Source organism: Methylobacterium sp. W2 (assembly GCF_020662345.1).
Lineage (GTDB): Bacteria > Pseudomonadota > Alphaproteobacteria > Rhizobiales > Beijerinckiaceae > Methylobacterium.
Genome location: NZ_VMOA01000016.1, coordinates 88,040 through 110,162 on the forward strand (window position 1 = coordinate 88,040; position 22,123 = coordinate 110,162).

Consider the following 22,123-nt stretch of genomic DNA (forward strand, 5'->3'; position numbering starts at 1 on the left):
CAGCGAGGCGGCCGTCCTTCGGGGCAGCCGTTGCCGGCGGCACATTCGGTACCCGGCCCGTTCCGGCGGGTGAGTAATGAGTTTCTTCATGAAGTCATTCGATGATCCGAGGTGATCCACTCGCTCGCTGACGCTCCGGCCCCGTCGATATCGGGCATGGGGGCGGGTCGGCCTTGCACTCACTTCGGTCCCAAGCCCGCACGATGACGATTCCGACGCCGAACTCCCAAGTCCTCATCCCGCTCTATACGGCGTTGCCGCTCCCGCCGGGAGCAGAGACCGGAAACACGCCACCCCAATACCGCCCCTTGGAGACGGCGGGCCTTCAGAACGGCATGTTCGCTCATGTCTCCGTGGTCGGCATCGCCGGGACCGACGGACAACCCGTTCCCGCCGCCCTGAGCCAGACCCTGCCCGCGACGCATTCCACCCCCGACGCGACCCACATGACCGGCGTCGAGGTGCCGCCCGCCACCGGCACGTTCCAGGTGGATACGGGATCCTGGGCCACCGTGCTTCCGCAGGCCCTCGTCGAGGCTGCGGTCGGTGCGATCGACTGGACGCTTTACCCACAATATCAAAAGGGTAGCCTGGAATACAGCAGCGACGGCACGGTGGAATCCGGCCATTGGGTTCCGCTGATCCTCGCCTTCCCCGATGCGACCCTGCCGGACGGCAGCGTACCGACGACGACGGTCACCGCCCTCGTTCGCGGCGGTGACAGCAAGACGCACATGCTCGGCATCGGGTTCAACACCGGCTACGCCACGAACGTCGTGGGCACGACGCTCACTTCGGCGAACAACGCCGTCCTGAACCTCACCGAGATGAAGAGCGGGGAGATGGCCCACAGCTATAAGATCGATGGGCAAGGGATCCATCTCGGCTGGTCCGTCGCCGACGAGGGTGCAGGCTGGACGGTTCAGAGTCTCGACGAGGCGCCCTCGGCCCCGCTGGCGGGCAGCCCGCAGGACTGGCTCTCGCCGACCGGCACCGTCGTGATCGACGGCACGGTCCATAGCGGCATGGACCTGCTCTTCGACACCGGCACGCCGGAAGCCTTCGTGCATTATCCCGGCATCACGAAGCCCGGCCATCTGATGCCCGATGGCAGCACGCTGTCCGTGACCGTTCCCGGCGCGAACGGCGCGGCCACCAGCTACGGCTTCGTCCTCGGGGACGAGCGGGCGGAGACTCCGTCCAACGTCTGGGAGAACCGCGCCTTCCATGGCTCGGAATCGTTCATGAACACCGGAGCCCATTTCTTCCGCGAGCACAGTTACGTCTACGACGCCGATAATGGCCTCGTCGCTTTCAAGACCGTCGGCGCTCCCGTTTCTCCGACGATGGCCGAGGAGGTGTCCTTCATCAACGGGCTCTCGCCCGACGGAACGCTGACGGAGACGAGCTTCGCTGGCTGGGAGGGAAGGACGGCGCATAAATGGGGGGCGCCTACGGCCGGAACCGGAGCGACGATCACCTATGCCTTCGATCCGGACTCGTCGTTCTCCGCCAACGAACAGGCCACCGTCCTGCGGGCCTTCGCGACTTGGTCGGGCGTAGCCGATGTCCGCTTCGTAGCGGCTTCGTCGAGCACGGCCGCCGACGTCCTGATCCATCGCGGGAATGATGGCCGGGCCGACACGAGCAACACGAGTTCCGAGGGCAGCGGACGCACCCTGGGCACGCCCCAGAGTCAGGTCGTGGTCTCGATCGATACGAGCAAGCATGGGTTCGACCTGTCGGGCTCCCTCCACAAGGCCGCCGGATACGGGTTCGGGACCATCGTGCACGAGATCGGCCATGTGCTAGGTCTCGGCCATGATGGCCGTTACAACGGCGAGGTCGATCCGGCGACACAGCAATTCAGTGCCTATGACGACCGGGAATGGTCGGTCATGTCCTACATCGACTGGACCAAGGCGCAGGACGCCAAGTACCGCGCGAACGATGCGGTCGCGGGCACGGATTGGGGCCGCGCCGATGGCGAAACCCGCAAATCCAGCCAGTCGCTGATGCAACTCGATATCCTGGCGATCCAGCAACTGTACGGTACCGCGTCGCAGGCCGACACGCCGTTCTCGGGCGGCCAGACCTACGGCTTCAACAGTTCGATCACCGGCCCCCTGGAGAAGATTTACGATTTCGCCCTCAACAGACAGCCGGTGCTGACCCTCTACAACGAGGGCCGCCACAATACCCTGGACCTGTCGGGTTTCGCGAAGGCTGCTTTCGTGGACCTCCGGTCGGGGGCCTTCAGCAGCGTCGCCGGCCTGACGAACAACCTCTCCATCGCGCAGGGTACGGTGATCGAGACTGCCATCGGCGGAAGCGGGCGCGACACCATCGTCGGCAACGATGCCGCCAACCTCCTCGACGGAGGCGACCGCTCCGATTTTCTCTACGGCCTGACAGGCGGAGACACCTACATCGTCGACACGAGGGCCGACCGCGTCTTCGAACTGGCTCACCAGGGCTACGACCGGGTTTTCGCGGAGGTCGGCTACGCCCTCGGCACCGGCCAGTCGATCGAGTTCCTGGCCGCACGGGACGCCACCGCCACCGATGCCCTCAAACTCGTGGGCAACGAGATCAACCAGGTGCTGCGCGGCAATGCCGGCGACAACATCCTGAACGGCAAGGGCGGCACGGACAGTCTCCATGGCGGCGCCGGCAACGACACCTATGTCGTCGACCGGCACGCCGACCGTGTCTTCGAGACGGGTGGAGAGGGTCGCGACACGGTCGTCGCGTCAGTGAGCTATGCCCTCGCCGCCGGGCAGGAGATCGAGGTGCTGAAACTCGCGGTCTCCACGGGCACGACCCGTTTGAACCTCGTCGGGAACGAGTTCGACAACCTGTTGCGTGGCAATGAGGGCGCCAACACCCTCGATGGTGGATTGGGGTCCGACGTAGCGAGGGGCCTGGGCGGCCACGACGTCTTCGCCTTCTCGACCACGCTCGGGGCGAGCAATGTCGACCGCATCACCGATTTCACCCTAGGCGAGGACCGCATCCGGCTGGACGACGCCATCTTCGCGGCGCTGGCACCCGGTCGCCTCGCCGCTGGCGCATTCAAGGATCTGGGCGTCACGGGCGCCGGGCTCGATGCCGACGACCGTATCCTCTACGACCAGGACACGGGCGCGCTGTCCTACGATGCGGATGGCAGCGGCGCCGCCGATGCGGTGCGCTTCGCCGTCCTGACCAACAAGGCGGATCTCGGCCACCTCGACATCTTCGTGGTCTGAGCCAAGTTCGTGGTTTGAGCCAAGTTCGTGGTCTGAACCAAGGGCCGGCGCCGTCCTGCGCGGTGGAGGCCGGGATGGGACTTGGCCGGCGCACCCCGCCGGCCCCCTCGGGCGACGATCCATACGGCCCGGCGATCGCCCGCGCCGGGCCGCGGCGTCAGCCCTCGGTCAGCACGATCTCCTGCAGCCGCCCCGGTCGCAGCAGGCGGATATGCGCCTTGTCGACCGCCACGATCCCGTCCTGCTGGAAGCGCTTGAGCATCATCGTCACCCATTGCCGGGTGGAGCCGACGAGGGCGGCGATCTCGTCATGGGTGATGCGGCGGTGGATCACCACCGTGCCGCCCTCGTTTGTCCCATACAGATCGCCGAGATTGAGCAGGAGTTGCGCCAGCCGCTCGATCACCGAGCGGGTGCCGAGCATCTGCGCCATCGCGGTGTAGCAGCGTCCCTTGGCTTCCAGCGCCGCGATCAGGCAGAGGGCGAAGTCGGGCATCTGGCGGATCAGGCTGCGCAGGGTCGCGCTCGACAGGACGGTGACGCGCACCGGTTCGATGGCGATGCCGGACCATTGGTGGGAGCCGCCGCCATAGATGCTCGGTCCGCCGATGAAATGCCCCGGCGTCCAATAGGCGAGGGTCACCTGCCGCCCGGACGGGCCGGAATAGAAGACCCGGACACGCCCCTCCTCGATCAGGAAGATGCCGGCATGGGGAGCTCCTTGCGTGAAGACGCTGTCGCCGGGGGCGAGGGTCAGCGAGCGCCCCGCCGCCCGCACGCGGGCGATCTCGCTCGCGGACAGGCCGTCGAGGAAGCTCGCGCCGTCATCGAGGCCGTCGACGGTCTCGCTGAGGAAGAGCGCGCTGGCGATAAGCGGCGCCGGCCTGCGGGTTTCGGACTGTACGAGAGCCGCCGAAGACATGATGGGAACCGCTCTCGAACGATCGATACGACGGGGAATCGGCCGCGACGCACCGGATCACGCCGCACTGCGATTATCGCTCCGTCTTCGCCTGGAGCAATTCCAAAGAAAGGTTCCGCAACAACAGAAACTCCTCATTCTTGATGTCGAAAGAGATATTGTTTCCGGCATGCCGGAAAAGCTTCGTACCTCCACACTACATCCGACCGGGATGAAATTAATTGCTCGCCGCGATGCGGTCGACCGCCGCTTAATGGGCGCGTCGCCAAAGCTTCGAGACGCCGACCGGAAGCCGCCTCCGGCGCCGCATCGTGGCGACCGTTCCGTCCGATGGAGACCGTCGCGTGATCCAGTCCAGCCCGCTTGCCCGACCTCCTGCCCGACCTCTCGCCCGACCTCTCGCCCGACCTCTTGCCCTTGCGGTGACGGCGCTTCTTCTGACCGTTCCGGCCGGCAGTGCGGCGCGGGCGGAGACGATCCGCATCGCGGTCGGCACCCAGGACACCACGATCAACTGCGCCACCGGCGGCCTGCTGATCCGCGAGCTGAAGCTTCTCGAGAAGTTCCTGCCCCGTGACGGCAAGTACAAGGATGCGACCTACGCGATCGAATGGCGCAACTTCACCAGCGGTGCGCCGCTGACCAACGAGATGGTCGCGGGCAAGCTCGATCTCGGGGCCATGGCCGACTTTCCCGGCTCCCTCAACGGCTATGCCTTCGCCAAGGCCGGGCGCCGGAGCCTGTTCATCAGCGTGCTGTCGGGCAGCGTGAAGGGCAGCGGCAACGGCATCGTGGTGCCCAAGGAATCCGCCGTCCAGTCCCTCGCCGACCTGAAGGGCAAGACCATCTCCGTGCCCTTCGCCTCCACGGCGCACGGGCTCCTGCTCCGTGCCGTGCAAGCGCAGGGGTGGGATCCGGCGCGGGACGTGACGATCATCACCCAGGCACCCGAAGTCGCCGGCTCGGCGCTGCTCGCCAACAAGATCGACGCCCATGCGGACTTCGTGCCCTTCGCCGAACTGTTCCCCTGGCGCGGCTTCGCCCGCAAGATCTACGACGGCTCGCAGGCCGGGGCCCCGACCTTCCACGGCGCCCTCGCCGATGCGGATTACGCGGAGAAGTACCCTGAGATCGTCACGGCCTATCTCCGCGCCGGCATCGAGGCGGACCGTCTCATCGCCGCCGAGCCCGAGAAATATGCGGAGCTGATCGAGAAAATCACCGGGATCGAGGCGGAAGTCGCCTACCTGTTCCACGGCCCCCTCGGCCTCCAGACGCGGGACGTGACCTGGAAGCCGGAATACCGGCAGGCGGTGAAGACCTCCTTCGAGACCCTGAAGCTCCTGAAGAAAGCCGATTCCGACATCGACCTCGACCGGTTCGTCAATGACCGCTTCATCCGCGCCGCCTCGGCCCAGGCCGGCCTGGACTACGAGGTCCGCCTCAAGGATTACGCGCAGGCGCCCCTGGTGGCCGACGATGCCGGGACCGGGCAGCCGATCACCGATCCGACCCGCGTCGCTCAGATCTGGGTCCGGGGCGAGCCCAAGGTCCGGCACTACGCCTCGCCGGAGGCGGCCTTCGCCGGTCTGGCCGCCCTGACCCGCGAGGGGCGCGAAGCCCGTGCCTTTTACGCCCAGGACCGGCAATCGGGGATCAAGCTCCTGGCGACCCAGGCCTGGTTCGTGCGCGACGCGGACAAGCGCCTCGACGCCTTCCTACTCAAGGGCGACGCCGAGGCCCATGCCGCGCGCCAGGGCGGAGAGGTCATCGATTTCGCGGGGGCGCGCAGCGGCGGCGCCCGGTTGAGCGCCCGATGAGTTCCTCCGCGGCGGCATCCCTCGCGCCGGTGGGCGCGCGGGCGGGCGGTCCGGCCCGGCTCGCGGCCCTGCGCCTGCTTCCCGGCCGGCGCATCGCCCTGCGGGCCGCGTCCCTCCTGGCGAGCCTCGCCCTCTGGCATCTCGCCGCGAGCGGCAAGGTCGATCTCGGCTTCATCAGCTTCCGCAACGTGCCGAGCCCGGCCGAGGCCGCGCGCGCGGCCCTGGCCCTCGTTCGATCGCCGACGCTGTGGCCGCATCTGGGCGCCAGCCTGACACGGGTCCTCCTGGGCTTCCTGGCGGCGCTGGCCGCCGGGATCGGCCTCGGTCTGGCCATCGGCCGCTCCCGCCTGGCCAACGACCTGCTCCTGGCACCCCTCGAAGTGCTGCGCCCCATACCCGCCGTCGCCTGGATTCCCCTGGCGATCCTGATGTTTCCGTCATCCGAGCTGTCGATGGCGTTCATCACCTTCACGGGCGCGCTGTTCCCCATCCTCCTCAACACCATTCACGGCGTCGAGAACGTCAACCCGCGCCTCGTCGCGTCCGCCCGCAGCCTCGGCGCCGGCAGGGCCGCGATCCTGCGCGAGGTGATCCTGCCGGGTGCCACGCCGAGCATCGTCACGGGGGCGGCCATCGGCATGGGGACGGCATGGTTCTGCCTCGTGACGGCGGAGATGATCTCGGGCCAGTACGGGATTGGTTACTTCACATGGGAATCCTATACGCTGCAGAACTACGACGACATCGTCGTCGGCATGCTGCTGATCGGTCTGCTCGGTATGGGGTCCAGCCTGCTGGTGCGACAGGCCGGCGCGCTGATGACGCCCTGGGTCAGCGCGGGAGCGCAACGATGACCGGGTCGATCGCGCTGGAGACACCGGTGCCGTCCTCACGCATCGCGCCGGTGGCCTCGTCCGGCGGCCATGTCGCCATGGCGGGCGGCGTCATCCGCCTCGGCCGGGGGGCCGCCGCCTTCGATGTGGTGGAGAACATCGATCTCGACATAGCGCCCGAGCAGTTCGTCTGTCTCCTGGGTCCCTCGGGCTGCGGGAAGTCGACCCTGCTCGGTGCGGTGGCCGGGCATCTCACCCTGCATCGCGGCCGCGTCAGCCTCGACGGGGCGGCCATCACCGGCCCTCATCCCGATCGCGGCATCGTCTTCCAGCAGCACACGCTGTTCCCCTGGCGCAGCGTCATCGACAACGTCGCCTTCGGTCTCAAGATGAAGGGCGTCCCGAAACGCGCACGCCTGGACCAGGCCCGGGATTTCATCGCCGAGGTCGGGCTCGCCGGCTTCGAGGACCGTTATCCGGCGGAACTCTCAGGCGGCATGCAGCAGCGCGTCGAGATCGCCCGCGCGCTCATCACCCGCCCCCGCGTCCTCCTCATGGACGAGCCCTTCGGCGCGCTGGACGCCCAGACCCGCATGACGATGCAGGAGCTGCTCCTCAAGGTCTGGAGCCAGCATCGCACGACGATCGTCTTCGTCACCCACGACATCGACGAGGCGATCTTCCTCGCCGACCGCATCCTGGTGATGACGCCGCGGCCGGGGCGCATCCTCGACGATCTCACCATCGACTTCGCGCGGCCACGCCAGCGCGATCTGATCGCCGATCCGCGCTTCACGAAACTCAGGCATCACTGCCTGACGCTGCTGCATTCCGACCGGAACAGCCTGCCCCTGCCGCGCCTGACACCGATCGGCGTTCCCACGGGCATGGTCTGACCCACCCCCGACTCCGGGGCGGGCACGTTCGCGCCGCATCGATGCCCTCGATCCTAAGGACTTCACGCGGTGCCCCCGTGGCAGGCCCCGGCCGCGAGGACCGACGCCTGCCGCGGGACAGAAATCCCGTCAGACCCGGACGAGGTGATCGGTGACGGTCACCGGCTCGGGCAAGACCTTGCGCGTGACCAGCCATTCGGCCGCCTTCTGGAACTCCGACAGGAAGGCCTGGTCGTCGGTCGCGTAGAGCTTGTACTGCTTGCGCAGGCCGATGAAGTGGTCGCGCACCCGGTCGCTGTAGCCTGCCTTGGCCTGTGTGAGGCGCTCGGCCTCTTCCGTATTCGCGGATGCCCAATCGGCGTCGTTCTTCAGAGCCGCATGGAAGGCCCGGACGAGATCGGGGTTCTTGGCGACGAAATCCCGGCGCGTCAGGTAGGAGGTGAAATCGATCTGGAAGGGCAGGTCGCGCTCTTCGAGGAAGATGTCGTGGGCCTGGTAGTCGAAGCGGGCGATGTCGACGCCGGGGCTCCACATCGACCACGCATCGACCTTGCCCGAGGCCAGCGCCGGGGCGGCATCGGGCGGGTTGAGATAGACGAACTTGACCTTGGACCGGTCGATGCCGTGCTTCTCCAGCGCCGCCACCACCAGGAATTCGCCGAGCCCCGACCGGTTCACGGCCACCGACTTGCCGACGAGATCCTCAACCTTGTCGATGCCGGACCCGTCCTTGGCGATGATGGCGGTGGTGCGCGGGCTGTAGATCAGGAACTGGGTGAAGACCAGCGGCGAGCCGGCGGAGATGGCGGCGAGCGCCGGCGTCGTGCTGCCGCCGAAGCTGAAATCGGCGGTGCCGCCGGTGACCGCCTGGAGGGTCGGCGCGTGGTTGGGGAACGGGCCGACCCATTCCACCTTGATCCCGTCTCTGGCGAGCGTCTTCACCAACTCGCCGCGCTCCTTGGCGATGAAGGTGAGGCCGGTATAGCCCCAGGTCAGGCGCAGCGTGTCGGTCGTGCGGCCGCTGGCGGCGGCGGCCGAATGGCCCGCGAGACCACCGGCGAGGGCACCGGCACCGAGCAGGGACGTCTCGAGGAAACGGCGGCGGGAGGGGCCGGAGGACGGGGAGCGGAAGGAGGTCGTCATGGGAGTCTCTGGCCGATCGACTACGAGGGAGAGTTCAGGCTGGCTCGGATTCGGCGTGAACGCCGAGTTCGGCGAGGAGGCGGAGGCGGAGGGCCGCCCGATCGCCGGAGCCGTCGAGCCGGTGCTCGGCGGCGATGATCCCCGCCCGCATCACCAGCACGCGGTCGGCAAGCGAGATGGCTTCGTCGACATCGTGGGTGACGAGGAGAACGCCCGGCCGGTGGCGGGCCACGAGTTCCTTGACCAGCCCGTGCATGCGGATGCGGGTGAGGGCGTCGAGCGCCGCGAAAGGCTCGTCGAGCAGCAGCAGTTCCGGCTCCTGCACGAGCGCGCGGGCCAGGGCCACGCGCTGGGCCTGACCGCCGGAGAGATTGCGCGGCCAATCGTCGAGGCGGTGTCCGAGCCCGACCTGGGAGAGCGCGGCGGCGGCGCGCTCCCGAGCCCCCTGGTCCGGCAGGCCGAGGGCGACGTTCCGCCAGAGGCTGTCCCACGGCAGCAGCCGATGCTCCTGGAAGACGACGGCGGCTTCTCCGGGCGCGTCGATGCGGCCGTGATCGACGGGATCGAGCCCCGCCAGGGCCCGCAGCAGGGTCGTCTTGCCGCAACCGCTCTCGCCCAGCAGGGCGACGAACTCACCGCGCTCGATGACGAGGTTGAGGCCGTCGATGACGACGCGCGGGCCGTAGGCGCGGGTGAGGTCGGTGACGACGACGGCGGGACGCGAGGGAGCGGACGCGGCGACGGCGCTCCCGGCAGGGGCGCGGCTCATCGGCGGTCCCCGTAATTCGGGTGCCAGGCGAGGAGCGAGCGCTCCAGGTGCCGGGCGATGGAATCGGCGGCGATCCCGATCAGCGCATAGAGCACGATGGCAAGCACGATCACGTCGGTGCGCAGGAACTCGCGGGCATCCATCGCGAGGAAGCCGAGGCCGGATTGCGCGCCGATCGTCTCGGCCACCACCAGGGCCAGCCAGGCCGTCGCCAGGGCGTAACGGACGCCCGTGAGGATCGAGGGCAGGGCGCCGGGCAGGATGATGCGGCGGATCAGCTGGATCGGGCCTAGGTTACGAACCCGGCCGAGTTCGACGAGCTTAGGGTCCACCTGCCGGATGCCGAGCACGGTGTTGATGTAGATCGGAAAGGCGACCCCCAGCGCGACGAGGAAGATCTTCTGGCTCTCGCCGACGCCGAACCAGACGATGACCAGGGGCAGCAGGGCGAGGAACGGGATGGCGCGGATCATCTGGACGCTCCGGTCGATGGCCGCCTCCGCGAGACGGGAAAACCCGACCAGGGTGCCGAGCGCGAAACCGATGCCGCCGCCGATGGCGAAGCCGACCGCCGCGCGCAGAAGACTGGTGCCGAGATCGAGGAGCAGCGAACCGTTCAGCGTCAGCTTCCAGGCGGTCGTGAGGACCTTGCTCGGCGCCGGAAGCACCTGCGGCGAGATCCAGCCGGCACGGGCGAGGACTTCCCAGACCACCACGAGGGCGACGGGGGCGAGCCACGAGACGACGAAGAGTCGGTAGGGGCCGAGCCCGGACCCGGCCGTGTGACGCGAGGGGGAGGGGGAGACGGCCTTGGGCAGCACCCGCCGGGGCGGGACGCCCGCTCCCGGCAGGGACAGACTCGCGAGGGGGTCGAGGGTGGTCACGATGGTGGGGCTCCGGGCTTGCGGGATCAGGTGCGCGGCGGGGTCCAGACGGCGTCGCGCACCTGGATGGCGCGGGGGATGAGCCCGAGGCGGTGGAAGCGGTCGGCCGTCGCCTGTTGCCCCGACAGGATCGCGTCGGTGAGGGGCCGGACCCCGAACTGGGTGCGGTCCGCCGCGACCTTCTGGATCTCGTAGGGGATGCCCGTCACGGCGTTCAGCGCCTTGGCCACCGCGTCACGGTGCCCGTCGGCCCAGGCGGCCGCCTCGGTGAGGCCCGACAAGGCATGGACGATGACGCCCGGATGCTTGTCGGCGAAGGTTCTGTTCGCCAGGAAATAGGCCGACACGTCGAGGGTCTGGCCGGAGGTCGCCAGAACCCTGGTCTTGCTCCGCGCCTGCGCCACAGCGAAGTAGGGGTCCCAGATCGACCACGCGTCGACGCTGTCGTTGGCGAAGGCCGAGCCGGCATCCGCCGGCGTCAAATAGGCGGGCGTGATGTCCGCGAAGGTCAGGCCGGCCTTCTCAAGGGCGGCGATGATGAGGTTGTGCGCACTCGTGCCGCGACCGAACGCGACCTTCTTGCCCTTCAGGTCGGCGACCGACCGGATCGGCGAAGCCTCCTTGACCAGGATCGCCTCGCCGTCGCCGGAGGGCGCCGCGGCGCTGACATAGACGAGGTTGCCGCCCGCCGACTGCGAGAAGATCGGCGGCGCGTCGCCGGTATAGCCGAAATCGATGCTGCCCGCGCTCAGGGCTTCGAGCAGGGGAGGCCCGGCCTGGAACTCGACCCACTGCACCCTGGTGCCCTGCGCGGCCAGGCGCTTCTCGATCACCCCCTGTTGCCGGGCGACGACGATGAGGCCGATCTTCTGGTAGCCGATCCGGAACTCCTTCGGCGCGGCCTCCTCGGCAACGGCGCCGGTGAGGGCGGCGAAGCTGGCTCCGAGCGCGAGGAGCAGGCTCGGCACGCGGCGTCTGGTGATCGTCACGGATTGATCTCCCTTAAGTCAGGCATCCGCCCGGCGAACCGGTGCGGCATCGGTGAAGCGGCCGCTCACGCCCTGAGGCAGGCGCAAGAGGTTGAGGATGGGGCAGGCTTTCTCGACCCGCGCATGAAGCGCCGCGATCCGGGCCGGATCGGCCGGTGAATCGAGGCGCACCTCGTAGGACAGGTCGTGCGGATGGACGGGGACGTCCCCGTACCCCTCCGCGCCGGCACGGGGATCGAAGGTGCCCGAGACCTCGACCTCCAGCGACGTGATCGGCACGTCGTGAAGCGCGGCCTGGATCAGCACCGTATGCGCGAGGCATGACCCAAGGACCCCAAGCTGCAGCTCGGGCGAACTCGGTCCGAGATCGAAGCCGGCGAGATCGGGGCCGCTATCGCTGACGATCGCGTGCCGGCGGATTCCGATCCGGCGCACGCCGCTGCCGCCTTCCACCGTCGCGCGCGCCGCCAGGGATACGGCGGAGACCTTGCCTTCGCGAATGCGCTTCGTGCGGAGGTCGAGGGCACGACGCTTCGCCTCGAGATACGAGTCTATGTCGCCCATCGGCCCGCCGCCTCGTCGATGATGAACCAGGCAGCCCCGGATTCGTCTTGTGAAGACGCTTGTATAGTCCGACGGCGACAGAATGAGCTTCCGTTGTTCTTGCAAAGGCGGGAAGGCTATTCTGACTTAGGCGTGCGTGATGGCTTTTCCTTGCCTTCGCCCTGGGGCTGCGCCGCATCGGAGTGCATGGCTCTCCTCTGGCAGGCGGGACACGGGGCACTCCTACCGTCCAAGGGGGAGCCGGGGCGCATGCGACGTGCGGGCCAGGCCCCCTGTCGAGGGTGGAGCGTCGCTCATGCAACGGGATCGACACCACGAGGGAATAGAATTCCAGGCCTGTCGCCGAATACAGAACGAAGACCTTCGCCGTCGCAGAAATACAGCATACCAGTCAGGGCGAGCTCGGCTATAACGACACCATCGTGAGACATGCGACGCGTCGGCGTCGGGGAGGATGGCATGGCCGGAGAGATCGACAGGCGCAGCTTTCTGAGGGCCTCGGCGGCCTTTGCCGCCAGCGCGACCGCGGGGTTCTCCTGCATCGAGATCGCGAATGCCGCGGCGATCGAGGTGCCGACGGTGGACAGGCTCACCTTGCGCGTGCTGATCGATTCCTCCCACGACCAGTTCCTCAAGCCGGCGACGGTACAGGGCGTCGTCCACCAGCCGCCCGGCAACGGGCGCGGCAGCGACTACCGCAAGGTCCTGCACAACCAATGGGGCCTGTCGCTGTTCGTGGAATCGCAGCGCGCGGACGAAGCGCGGACGATCCTGCTCGATTTCGGCTACAGCCCCGACGCGCTCCTGAACAATATCGAGATCCTGCAGGTCGACCCGTCCAAGATCGACGCCCTCATCGTCAGCCACGGCCATCACGACCATTACGGCGGCCTCAACGGCTTCCTGGACAAGTACCGCGCCTCGCTCCCCGCCGATCTGACGCTCTATGCCGGTGGCGAGGACAATTTCTGCCACCGGGTCAGCCCGAGCAAGGTGCAGGGGCAGTTCACGGATTTCGGTCAGCTCGACCGGCGCGAGCTGACGGCGCAGAAGATCAGGACCGTCCTGTGCGAGACGCCGACCGTGGTGGCGGGGCACGCCTTCACCACGGGCCAGATCAAGCGCTCCTCCATCGAGCGCATCCTGCCCAACACCTTCGTGGAACGCGGGATCAAGGACGGTCTCGGCTGCGATGCCACCCATTATTCGGCGGCCGAACTGCAAGGGCAGATCATCCCCGACGAGCATGTCCACGAACACGCCACCTGCTTCAACGTGAAGGGCAAGGGCCTCGTCGTGATCAGCTCCTGCGGCCATGTGGGGATCGTCAATTCGGTACGGCAGGCGCAGGCCGTCTCGAGCGTCGAGAAGGTCCACGCCATCGTCGGCGGGTTCCATCTCGGGCCGGCGCCGAAGGATTATCTCACCCAGATCGTCGCCGAGATCCGGAAACTCGACCCCGACGTGGTGATCCCAATGCATTGCAGCGGCCTCAACTTCGCGCTGGAAGCCCAGGCGCAGATGCCCGCCAACGTGATCGTGCCGACCACGGGCAGCCGTCTCACCTTCGGTGCGTAGGTCCAAAGCCGGGGCGCTGCTCCTGTCGCTCCTGGCCGCGCAACCCATGGTGCCGGCCAGGGGCGCGGAGCCGGCGCGACGCTCGGCGGCGGAGCTGATGGACGTGCTGATGTGGAACCGCGAGCCGGTGGGCGGGCCCTTCAGCCTCGTCGATCACGCGGGGCACAGGCGCACGGAGGCCGACTTTCGCGGCAAGCTCCTCCTCGTCTATTTCGGCTATACTTCGTGTCCCGACATCTGCCCGACCGACCTCATGGAGATCGCCCGCGCCCTCACCCTGCTGGGCGCGGAGGCCGAGACGGTCCAGCCGCTGTTCATCACCCTCGATCCGGAACGGGACACCGTCGCGCATCTCGCCGAATACGTGCCGAACTTCTCACCCCGGCTCGTCGGCCTGACGGGCGAACCGGCGGCGATCCGCGCGGCGGCCGATGCCTACCGGGTGTTCTTCGAGACGGGGACGGGGGCGAATGGTGACAGGACGATCGACCACTCGGCCTTCATCTACCTGATGGACCGGTCGGGGGCCTATCTCGGCTTCTTCCCGCCGGGCACCTCGGCCGAGCGGATGCTCACGATCATCCGGCCGCATCTCATACCCCGTCTCGGTGACCCTGCCCCATAGGTCAGGGTCATCGAGGTCCGGTGGACGACCACCGCCGCGCCGTCGCGCGGGCAGACCTCGTTGAGCCGGGCTCATCGAGGTCTGGTATCAGGCCCGTGCCAGTTCCGCCGTGATGTGCTTCACGGAGGGCGTCACGATGGCGACGAACTGCGCCTCGCGCAGGCGCCGGAAGGGTTCCGAGCCTTCGAGATAACCGCGCGCGCCGAACTGGAGCATGGCGGCCTGCGCGGCCTCCAGCGCCAGCCAGGAGATGTCGAGACGCAGGCGCAGGGTCTCGCGAAAAGCGCCCGCGGACGGGTCGGCATGATGCCCGGCGGCCCGTGCCACACGCTCCCACAGGGCGGAGGCGCGGTCTTCGATCCCGTCCGCGCCCAGGGGAAGGGCCGCGCCGTCGCGGCGCCCGCGCTCGTCCGCGCGCATCAGAGTGGCGACTCCGCTGGCGAGGCCGAGGCCCATGCCGGCCTGGAGCAGGACGAAGCCGCTGCGGATGTGCGGGACGAAGGCGGCGGCATCGGCCGCGATCACGTCGTCATCGGCCACGAAGGCGTCGCGGATCATCACCGTGTAGGTGCCGGTGCCCTCCAGCGCCACGAACCGCGCATTGGCCGCGATGGAGACGCCCTCCGATCCGGCCTCGAACACGGCCATCACCCGCCGCCCGTCCTCCAGGGCGAAGATGCTGGCGAAGGGGTGACCGGGGCCGAGATTGGAGACCCAGGGCAGGCGCCCGCGCACCCGGTAGCCGCCAGCCACGCGCCGGCCGGTGAGGGCCAGCGGCTCGATGCCTGAGAACGCCTTCATCGGGTTGGAGAGGCCGGTACCGCCGATGCGGGACCCGCTCATAGCGGAGTGGAGGTGGCGCGATCCGGCCGCATCGTCGCCTCGGGCCAGGTACCAGACCAGGGCGTCCTGGCACCAGATGCAGAAGGCCGTGGACAGGCAGACGGTCCCGGCCGTGGCCATGGCCGCGATGGCGGCGACCAGCCCTTCGGGCGTTCCGTCGCGATGATGCGCATAGGCGCCGGCCGCGCCGAGGTGCCGCAGGATCGCCTCCGGATAGAGCCCGCCGTCGATGGCACCGGCGAGGGGGCCGAGCTCCGTGCGGACGATGGTCTCCACATCCGGGACCGGCCTGTCCGCCTCGGCGAGGGAGAGCGCGGCGCTCATCGGGCGCGGACGAGGCTGACCGTCACGGGGTTCTTCACGGTGTTCAGCACCGGCGACCATTGCCCGGCATGGGCCACGAGCTCGTCGAGCTCGGCCTGGCTCGCCCCCTCGATGTCGAGGCGTGCGGACAGGCGCACGGCGGAGAGGCCGACGACCTTCGGCGACAGGTCGCCGGTGCCCCAGACCGAGGTGATGTTGATGTCGCCCTCGCTCTCGATCTCGATGCCGCGCACGGTCCATCCGCGGGCGACGGCGTTGGCCTGAAGCCCCACCGCGACGCAGGTGCCGAGGGCGGCGAGCAGTGCCTCGGTGGGGTTGGGCGCGGTGTCGTCGCCGAGCAGCCCCGGCGGCTCGTCGACGATATGGGCGTCGAGGTTGCGGACGTAGTTCAGGTGGCGGAAGCGGCGGCCCTGCGCGATCGTGCGGGCGCGCACCGTGCGCACGGCGGTGGGATCGGAGCGGCCTTTCTCGGACAGGGTCTCGAGGGCGTCGCGGTCGATGGTCTCGAAGGTCTGGACGATCTCGGTCACGGAAGACGACGACATGGGCGTTCCTTTCAGGTGGCGGGAATCCAGCGGGCGCGGGCAGCGAGGCGACCGAGGCCGCTGTCGAGGGCGTAGCCGATCAGGCCGATCAGCAGGACGAGGGCGGCGAGCCGGTCGTAGGAGAGGGTGTCGCGGGCGTCGTTGATGGCGTAGCCGAGGCCGCTGGTGACCCCGAGATACTCGGCCGGGACCAGCACGATCCAGGCCACGCCGAGCGCCAGGCGCAGGCCGGTGAGAATGTCCTGGAGCACCGCCGGGACGATGATCCGGCGCAGGATGCCGAGCCGGCTCGCCCCGAGATTGCGCGCCAGGGTGAGCCAGACCGGGTCGATCCGCTTCACCCCGGCGGCGGTGGAGAACAGGATCGGCCAGATCGCGGCGGCGGTGATGAGGAAGACGATGGCCCCGTCCCAGCTCGGGAAGGCCAGCACCGCCACCGGCATCCAGGCCAGGGGCGAGACCATGCGCAGGAGCTGGAACGGCGGCTGCAGCGCGCGCTCGGCCAGGGGCGAGGCGCCCATGAGCAATCCCAGCGGGGCTCCGAGCAGGAAGGCGTAGGCGAGGCCCTGTCCGATCCGCGAGAGGCTCGGCACCGCCGCGCGCAACGCTTCGCCCGAGGTGACAAGCTCGACGAAGGACGCCAGCGCCGGGCCGGGCCCGAAGCCGGTGAAGGCGATAGAGGCCGGATCGCTCGCGAGCAGGCGCCCGGCCACGAACCACAGACCGAGAAGGCTGAGAAGCCCGAGGAAGGGGGCGCCCCGATGGAGCAGGCGCGCGCCACCGCCGCCGGAGAACGAGGCCGGCCGGTCCCCGGTGCCGCCCGCGACCGGCAGCGATGCCTTGAGCAGGCCCGCGCTCACAGGGACAACACCTCGGTGCGGCCGAGATCGGTGCCGGGAAACGCGTCGGGAAAGCGCTTGAGGGAGGCGGCGACGAAGCGGTCGTCCACGAGGTCGCGTGCCACGAAATCGGGATCGAGACCGGTGAGAAAGGTGGCATCGCCCTCGACCACGGTCCGTCCCATGGCCTCGACGATCAGCCGCGTGGCGGAGGGGTAGGGCCAGGGCTGGAAGTCGATGCGATTGGCCGCCCAGTCGGGGTGCCGGATCGCGCCGCTCGCCGCATAGGCCGGGCCGTAATCGGTCATGGCCTTCACCACCACGTCGGCGGGCATCGGCAGGTAGCCGCGCCCGTCCTTCGAGATCAGGCGGGCCACCTCCTCCTTGTTCACCGAGGCGTAGGCCTGGGCGCGGACGATGGCGTCCACGGCCTTGCCGGTCCATTCGGGCCGCTCGACGGTGGTCCGCTCGTGGGCGACGACCACGCAGCAGGGGTGGTTCTTCCAGATGTCGCCGGTGAAGCGCAGCATGCGCGCGCCGGCCTTGATCTCGCCCAGCGCGTTGAACGGCTCGGCGACGATGTAGCCGTCGATCTTGCCGGCCGCCAAAGCCGCCGGCATCTCGGGCGGCGGCAGGATCTGGAGGGCGCATTCGTTCGCCCCCGCCTCGCCGCGGATCACCGGCGTCACGCCCGATTCGCGCAGGGCGTATTGCAGCACGACGTTGTGCATCGAGTACCAGTAGGGCACCGCGATGCGCTTGCCCGCCAGCCCCCTGAAGTCGGTGATGCCGCTCTTGCCCCCGACGACGATGCCCGAGCCATTGGTATGGGCCCAGGCCAGGATCTTCACCGGGAACGTGTTGTTGTAGCGCATCCAGACCGGGATGGGCTTGAGGAGATGGGCGAGGTTGAACTTGCCGGCGGCGAAGCCCTCCACGAGCGCCGACCAGGAGCGCACCGGCGTCGGCTCGGCGACCTTGAGGCCGGCTTCCTCGAAATAGCCCTTGGCATGGGCCACGAGCAGCGCGGTGGCGTCGGTGATCGGCAGGTAGCCGATGCGCACGACCTCGTCGTCCGCCGCATGGACGGCGCGGCTCGAAAGGCCGAGGCCCGCGCCGCCGAGAAGCGCGGCGAGGCCGCCCCTGGCGAGGCCGTCGAGGGTGTCGCGGCGGGTCCAGTCGGCGCGCGCCCACTCATGCGTCCACAGGGCGGAGAGGTCGTCGGGGGCGGGCATGGGCGAAATCCGGTTCAGGCCGCTTCGCGGCCGTTCTGCGAGACATGTCCGCCGAGCCGCGCCCGCAGGTCGGCCTCGGAGGCGAGGGTGAAATCCGCGACGATGCCGGCGGGCCGGCCGCCGAGCACCACGGCCCGCTCGGCCAGGGCCGCGACATCGGCGGGATCGTGCGTCACGATGAGCAGGGTGAGCCCGCGCTCCTGCGCGAGGCGCTTCACATCCGCCCGCAGAGCGGCCCGCATCTCGGGATCGAGGGCCGAGAACGGCTCGTCGAGGAGCAGGATGCGCGGCCGGCTCGCCAGCGCCCGCGCCAGGGCGACGCGCTGCTGCTGGCCGCCCGAGAGCGCATGGGGCTTGGCGTCCACCCTGTCGGCGAGGCCGACCTCGCCGAGGAGGCGAAGGGCCTCCGAACGGGCCTCGTCGCGCCTGCCCGAATCACGCCTGCCCGGATCGCGCCTGCCCGGATCGCGCCTGCCCGGATCGCGCCTGCCCATGAGACGAGAGGGCAGGAGCACGTTGTCGAGCACGCTCGCCCAGGGAAGAAGGGCAGGGCGCTGGAACATCATCGTGGCCCCCGGCACGGGACCGGTCACGGAGGCGCCGTCGATCCCGAGCTCCCCCGATGACGGGGCGACCAGTCCGGCGACGATCTGGAGCAGGGTGGATTTCCCGACGCCGGAGGGCCCAAGAATCCCGACCCTCTCCCCGGCCGCGACCTGCAGCGATAGGCGGTCGAGGATGGGTCTGGCGCCATGCCGGAACCCGATGGCATCGAGGGCGAGATGGGGCGACGGCACGGGGATCCGATCGAAGCATGACCATCCGGCCAGCATCTCAGGCCGGCCGATAGACGAAATATTGAATAAAAGCTTTTGCGAACGCCGTTATAATCGCCGGTTCCGACTAAAGTCGATGACATGATCTTTCAAATACAAAGACAGAACGACCGAAAACTGCTTCGTCTTCCGCTCGTAAGAGCAGATTTTTCGCGCGAGGCAGCCAGGCTTCCGACGGCGATTGAGACTATCGCGCCATGCCCCAGCGCCGCACGGTGAGCCGTTCGAACGCCGCAAACACGACGTTCTCAATGACGAGGCCGATGACGACGACGAGGACGAGACCGGCGAAGACCCGGTCGGTGTAGAGTTCGTTGCGGTTCTGGAAGATGTACCAGCCGAGGCCGCCGCGCCCCGAGGACGCGCCGAAGACGAGCTCGGCCGCGATCAGCGTGCGCCAGGCAAAGGCCCATCCGATCTTGAGGCCGGACAGGATCGCCGGCAGCGCGGCCGGGATGAGGATCTGGATCACGTAGGACGGGCCGCGCAGACCGTAGTTGCGCCCGGCCATGCGCAAGGTTTCGGGCACGCCCTGAAAGCCCGCATAGGTGTTGAGCGCCATCGGCCACAGCACGGAATGGATGAGGACGAAGATCAGGCTGCCGGAACCGAGGCCGAACCAGAGCAGGGCCAGCGGCAGCAGGGCTATCGCCGGCAGCGGGTTGAACATCGCCGTCAGGGTCGAGAGCAGGTCGCGGCCGAACTGGGTCGAGACCGCCAGGGTGGTCAGCAGGAAGGCCAGGACGATGCCGTAGACATAGCCCTGCATCAGCACGACGAGGGAGATCCGCACCCGGTCCAGCAGCTCGCCGTTCACGAGGCCTTCCACCAGGGCGGACATCGTGGCGCCGAAGCCGGGCAGCAGCAGGTCGTTGTCCTGCCAGCGCGCCAGCCCCTCCCAGACGAGGATGAGGGCGACGATGATCAGGCCCTTGCGCAGCCAATCCTGCTGCCAGAGCCGGGTCGAGAACGGCAGCACCCGTTCCACCGGGGCTTCGACAAAGGGGGCGAGCACGTGGTCGTATTCGGGACGGATCGGCGGCACGAGGGGCCGGCCGGCGAGACTGGCCTCGCTCATGCGGAAGCCCCCGTGGAGTCTCGGCTTTCGGGAGCGGTCTCGAACAGGCGGCTGTGCAGACGCTGCACCGCGTCCTGAAAATCGCGGCTCCCGATGCTGGTCAGATCGAAGGCATGGCTGTTGATCTCGGCCCGCACCCGGCCCGGATGGGGCGAGAGCAGCGCCACCCGGTTGCCGACCACCAGGGCTTCCTCGATGGAATGGGTGACGAAGAGCAGGGTGAAGCGGGCTTCGTCCCAGAGGGTCAGCAATTCCTCCTGCATCCGGCGCCGGGTCAGGGCGTCGAGGGCCGCGAAGGGCTCGTCCATCATCAGGACCTTCGGCTGCATCGCCAGCGCCCGGGCGATCGCCACGCGCTGCTTCATGCCGCCCGAGAGCTGGTGCGGGTAGCTGTCGGCAAAGCGCGTCAGCCCGACCTTGTCGATGTAGTGCCGCGCTCGCTCGGCGGCCTCGCGCCGGCCGAGGGCGCGGGCCGCGCGCAGGGGGAAGGCGACGTTCTGGGCGACCGTCTTCCAGGGCGGCAGCTGGTCGAATTCCTGGAACACGACGATCCGGTCGGGGCCGGGCTCGCGAACCGGCACGCCGCCGAGGGTGATCTCCCCCTCCACGGGGCGGAGGAAACCGGCCGCCGCCTTGAGCAGGGTGGACTTGCCGCAGCCGGACGGCCCGAGCAGGACGAAGCGGTCCCCCTGATGGATATCGAGGTCGATGCGATGGGTGGCGCGCACCACCCGCTCCGGCGTGCGGTATTCGAGGGTCACGCCCTTGATCCGCAGCAGCGGCGAAGCCTCGGCCGCGACCGGGGCATGGGCGCGCGCCTCCTCACGCCGCGCCGATCCCCATGCGCGGGGATCGGGAAGCCCTGTAATGGCGAAGTCGGAGCGGGGAGCCGTGGAGATCATCGTGCGCAGCTCAGCTGCCGTTGCTGATGCGCGGGTCATCGAAGAAGTAGTCGCCGATCGCCTTCGGCTCGGCCTTGATCGCACCGACCCGGTGCATGAACGTGCCGAGACCGATCGTGTTCTCGGGCGTCACCTTGAAGGATACGGCGGGGTTCTTGATGATCGTCGTCAGGAAGGCCGGGTCGATCTTGCTGCCGTTGATCCGAACGTAGATCTCGGCCGCCTTCTCCGGATTCGCGGTGATGAACTTCGCGGCGTCGTCGAGGGCGCCGAGGAAGGCCGTATAGGTCTTCGGGCTGTCCTTATAGAACTTCTCCGTGGCGTAGAGCACGGTCGAGGAGGCCGGCCCGCCCTGCACGTCATAGGAATTGAGCACGATCCGGGCCTTCGGATTGTCGGCGAGTTCCTGCTCCTGGAAGGGCGGGTTGCCGAAATGGCCGGAAATCTCGGTGCCGCCCTTGATGATCGCGGCAGTGGCCTCCGGATGCGGGACCGCGACGCTGATCTTGTCGAGCTTGGCGAAATCCTTGTCGCCCCAGAGCTTCGCCGAGGCCAGCTGCAGGATGCGCGACTGCACCGAGACGCCGACGGCGGGGACCGCGATGCGGTCCTTTTCGGTGAAGTCGGCGATGGTCTTCACGTCGGGATTGTTGGTGACGAGGTAGTAGGGGAAATTGCCCAGGGACGCGACGCCCTTGACGTTCTGCCGTCCCCGGGTGCGGTCCCAGAGGGTGAAGAGCGGGCCGACACCGGCACCGGCGATCTCGATATTGCCGGACAGCAGCGCATCGTTGACGGCCGATCCACCGGAGAGCTGGACGTAGTCCACCTTGATGTCGAGGCCCGCCTGCTTGCCGTGCTTCTCGATGAGCTTCTGGTCCTCGACGACGTTGAGGAGCAGGTAGACCACGCCGAATTGCTTGGCGATGCGCAGCTGGCCTTCGCCGGCCGCCGCAGGGCCGAGGCTCGCCAGGGAGAGGGCGAATCCACCCAGAAGAGCCGCAGCCTTCCGGCGCGAGAGGGAAGAGCGTCGGGTCGTCATGGGCAAACCTGCTGTCGAACTCGGACGCGGGACGCGGAGCCGGGTTAGAGAAAGTGTCGTGCAAATCTGCTTGGCGGGGCTCCCGGCGTCAATGAAATCGTTCTCTTTATAGAACGGACAAAGGAGATGATCCGTCTCTAGAACAAGCGGATCGTAGTCATTATCGAGCTCGCCGCAGTAATGCGAAGGATATTTCCGGCCGAAC

The 22,123-nt window shown here is 68.4% G+C and carries 20 protein-coding genes; 6 read left to right on the forward strand and 14 right to left on the reverse strand.

What is annotated here, in order from left to right; all coding sequences use genetic code 11:
- Positions 1–203 precede the first annotated feature (203 nt).
- Positions 204–3,251 carry a M10 family metallopeptidase gene (locus tag FPV16_RS11370; RefSeq protein ID WP_227438299.1) on the forward strand — a complete coding sequence of 1,016 codons (3,048 nt, stop codon included), beginning with the start codon at positions 204–206 and terminating at the stop codon, positions 3,249–3,251.
- 157 nt (positions 3,252–3,408) lie between these two features.
- Here the strand turns inward: FPV16_RS11370 and FPV16_RS11375 are convergent, their stop codons facing one another.
- Positions 3,409–4,173, reverse strand: a complete 765-nt coding sequence (locus FPV16_RS11375; RefSeq protein ID WP_227438300.1) for a Crp/Fnr family transcriptional regulator — start codon at positions 4,171–4,173, stop codon at positions 3,409–3,411.
- A 344-nt stretch (positions 4,174–4,517) separates the two neighbouring features.
- On the opposite strand from FPV16_RS11375, the gene FPV16_RS11380 reads away from it, so the two are divergent.
- The 3 genes from FPV16_RS11380 to FPV16_RS11390 all read left to right on the forward strand — a co-directional run bounded on the left by FPV16_RS11380 (position 4,518) and on the right by FPV16_RS11390 (position 7,722).
- A complete protein-coding gene (locus FPV16_RS11380) occupies positions 4,518–5,993 on the forward strand; it encodes an ABC transporter substrate-binding protein (RefSeq protein ID WP_227438301.1) in 1,476 nt (491 codons plus the stop codon).
- Positions 5,990–6,847, forward strand: coding sequence for an ABC transporter permease (locus FPV16_RS11385; RefSeq protein WP_227438302.1), 858 nt, complete (start codon positions 5,990–5,992; stop codon positions 6,845–6,847). The genes FPV16_RS11380 and FPV16_RS11385 overlap by 4 nt, the downstream gene beginning before the upstream one ends.
- 77 nt (positions 6,848–6,924) lie before the next feature.
- The gene (locus FPV16_RS11390; RefSeq protein WP_227438321.1) at positions 6,925–7,722 is read left to right on the forward strand and encodes an ABC transporter ATP-binding protein; all 798 of its coding nucleotides are present in this window, start codon (positions 6,925–6,927) and stop codon (positions 7,720–7,722) included.
- 129 nt (positions 7,723–7,851) lie between these two features.
- On the opposite strand, the gene FPV16_RS11395 is transcribed toward FPV16_RS11390, so the two are convergent.
- From FPV16_RS11395 to FPV16_RS11415, 5 genes are all read right to left on the reverse strand, one after another.
- Positions 7,852–8,865 (reverse strand): NrtA/SsuA/CpmA family ABC transporter substrate-binding protein, encoded by a 1,014-nt coding sequence (locus FPV16_RS11395; protein ID WP_227438303.1) that lies wholly within the window; start codon positions 8,863–8,865, stop codon positions 7,852–7,854.
- A 34-nt stretch (positions 8,866–8,899) separates the two neighbouring features.
- Positions 8,900–9,634: an ABC transporter ATP-binding protein gene (locus FPV16_RS11400; protein ID WP_227438304.1), complete on the reverse strand. Its 735-nt coding sequence runs from the start codon at positions 9,632–9,634 to the stop codon at positions 8,900–8,902.
- Complete coding sequence (locus tag FPV16_RS11405) at positions 9,631–10,350, reverse strand: ABC transporter permease subunit (RefSeq protein WP_227438322.1); 720 nt, start codon at positions 10,348–10,350, stop codon at positions 9,631–9,633. Before FPV16_RS11405 ends, FPV16_RS11400 begins: the two co-directional genes overlap by 4 nt.
- Before the next feature lie 194 nt (positions 10,351–10,544).
- Entirely contained in the window at positions 10,545–11,507 is a 963-nt protein-coding gene (locus FPV16_RS11410; protein ID WP_227438305.1) for an aliphatic sulfonate ABC transporter substrate-binding protein, read from the reverse strand.
- Between the two features lie 18 nt (positions 11,508–11,525).
- Entirely contained in the window at positions 11,526–12,071 is a 546-nt protein-coding gene (locus FPV16_RS11415; protein WP_227438306.1) for an OsmC family protein, read from the reverse strand.
- 459 nt (positions 12,072–12,530) lie between these two features.
- Here FPV16_RS11415 and FPV16_RS11420 point away from each other — a divergent pair, with 459 nt between their 5' ends.
- Positions 12,531–13,649: an MBL fold metallo-hydrolase gene (locus FPV16_RS11420; RefSeq protein ID WP_227438307.1), complete on the forward strand. Its 1,119-nt coding sequence runs from the start codon at positions 12,531–12,533 to the stop codon at positions 13,647–13,649.
- Positions 13,642–14,274, forward strand: coding sequence for an SCO family protein (locus tag FPV16_RS11425; RefSeq protein WP_413629267.1), 633 nt, complete (start codon positions 13,642–13,644; stop codon positions 14,272–14,274). The genes FPV16_RS11420 and FPV16_RS11425 overlap by 8 nt, the downstream gene beginning before the upstream one ends.
- 87 nt (positions 14,275–14,361) lie before the next feature.
- On the opposite strand, the gene FPV16_RS11430 is transcribed toward FPV16_RS11425, so the two are convergent.
- The 8 genes from FPV16_RS11430 to FPV16_RS11465 all read right to left on the reverse strand — a co-directional run bounded on the left by FPV16_RS11430 (position 14,362) and on the right by FPV16_RS11465 (position 21,918).
- Entirely contained in the window at positions 14,362–15,441 is a 1,080-nt protein-coding gene (locus FPV16_RS11430; RefSeq protein WP_227438308.1) for an acyl-CoA dehydrogenase family protein, read from the reverse strand.
- Positions 15,438–15,986: an OsmC family protein gene (locus FPV16_RS11435; RefSeq protein WP_227438309.1), complete on the reverse strand. Its 549-nt coding sequence runs from the start codon at positions 15,984–15,986 to the stop codon at positions 15,438–15,440. Before FPV16_RS11435 ends, FPV16_RS11430 begins: the two co-directional genes overlap by 4 nt.
- A gap of 11 nt (positions 15,987–15,997) precedes the next feature.
- Positions 15,998–16,819 (reverse strand): ABC transporter permease, encoded by an 822-nt coding sequence (locus tag FPV16_RS11440; protein WP_227438324.1) that lies wholly within the window; start codon positions 16,817–16,819, stop codon positions 15,998–16,000.
- A 23-nt stretch (positions 16,820–16,842) separates the two neighbouring features.
- Positions 16,843–18,060, reverse strand: a complete 1,218-nt coding sequence (locus FPV16_RS11445) for an ABC transporter substrate-binding protein (protein WP_227438310.1) — start codon at positions 18,058–18,060, stop codon at positions 16,843–16,845.
- 14 nt (positions 18,061–18,074) lie between these two features.
- Entirely contained in the window at positions 18,075–18,857 is a 783-nt protein-coding gene (locus FPV16_RS11450; RefSeq protein WP_227438311.1) for an ABC transporter ATP-binding protein, read from the reverse strand.
- 226 nt (positions 18,858–19,083) lie between these two features.
- Positions 19,084–19,974, reverse strand: coding sequence for an ABC transporter permease (locus tag FPV16_RS11455; RefSeq protein ID WP_227438312.1), 891 nt, complete (start codon positions 19,972–19,974; stop codon positions 19,084–19,086).
- On the reverse strand, positions 19,971–20,876 hold the full coding sequence (locus tag FPV16_RS11460; protein ID WP_227438325.1) for an ABC transporter ATP-binding protein: 906 nt from the start codon (positions 20,874–20,876) through the stop codon (positions 19,971–19,973). Before FPV16_RS11460 ends, FPV16_RS11455 begins: the two co-directional genes overlap by 4 nt.
- A 10-nt stretch (positions 20,877–20,886) precedes the next feature.
- Positions 20,887–21,918, reverse strand: a complete 1,032-nt coding sequence (locus tag FPV16_RS11465; protein WP_227438313.1) for an ABC transporter substrate-binding protein — start codon at positions 21,916–21,918, stop codon at positions 20,887–20,889.
- Between the last annotated feature and the right edge of the window lie 205 nt (positions 21,919–22,123).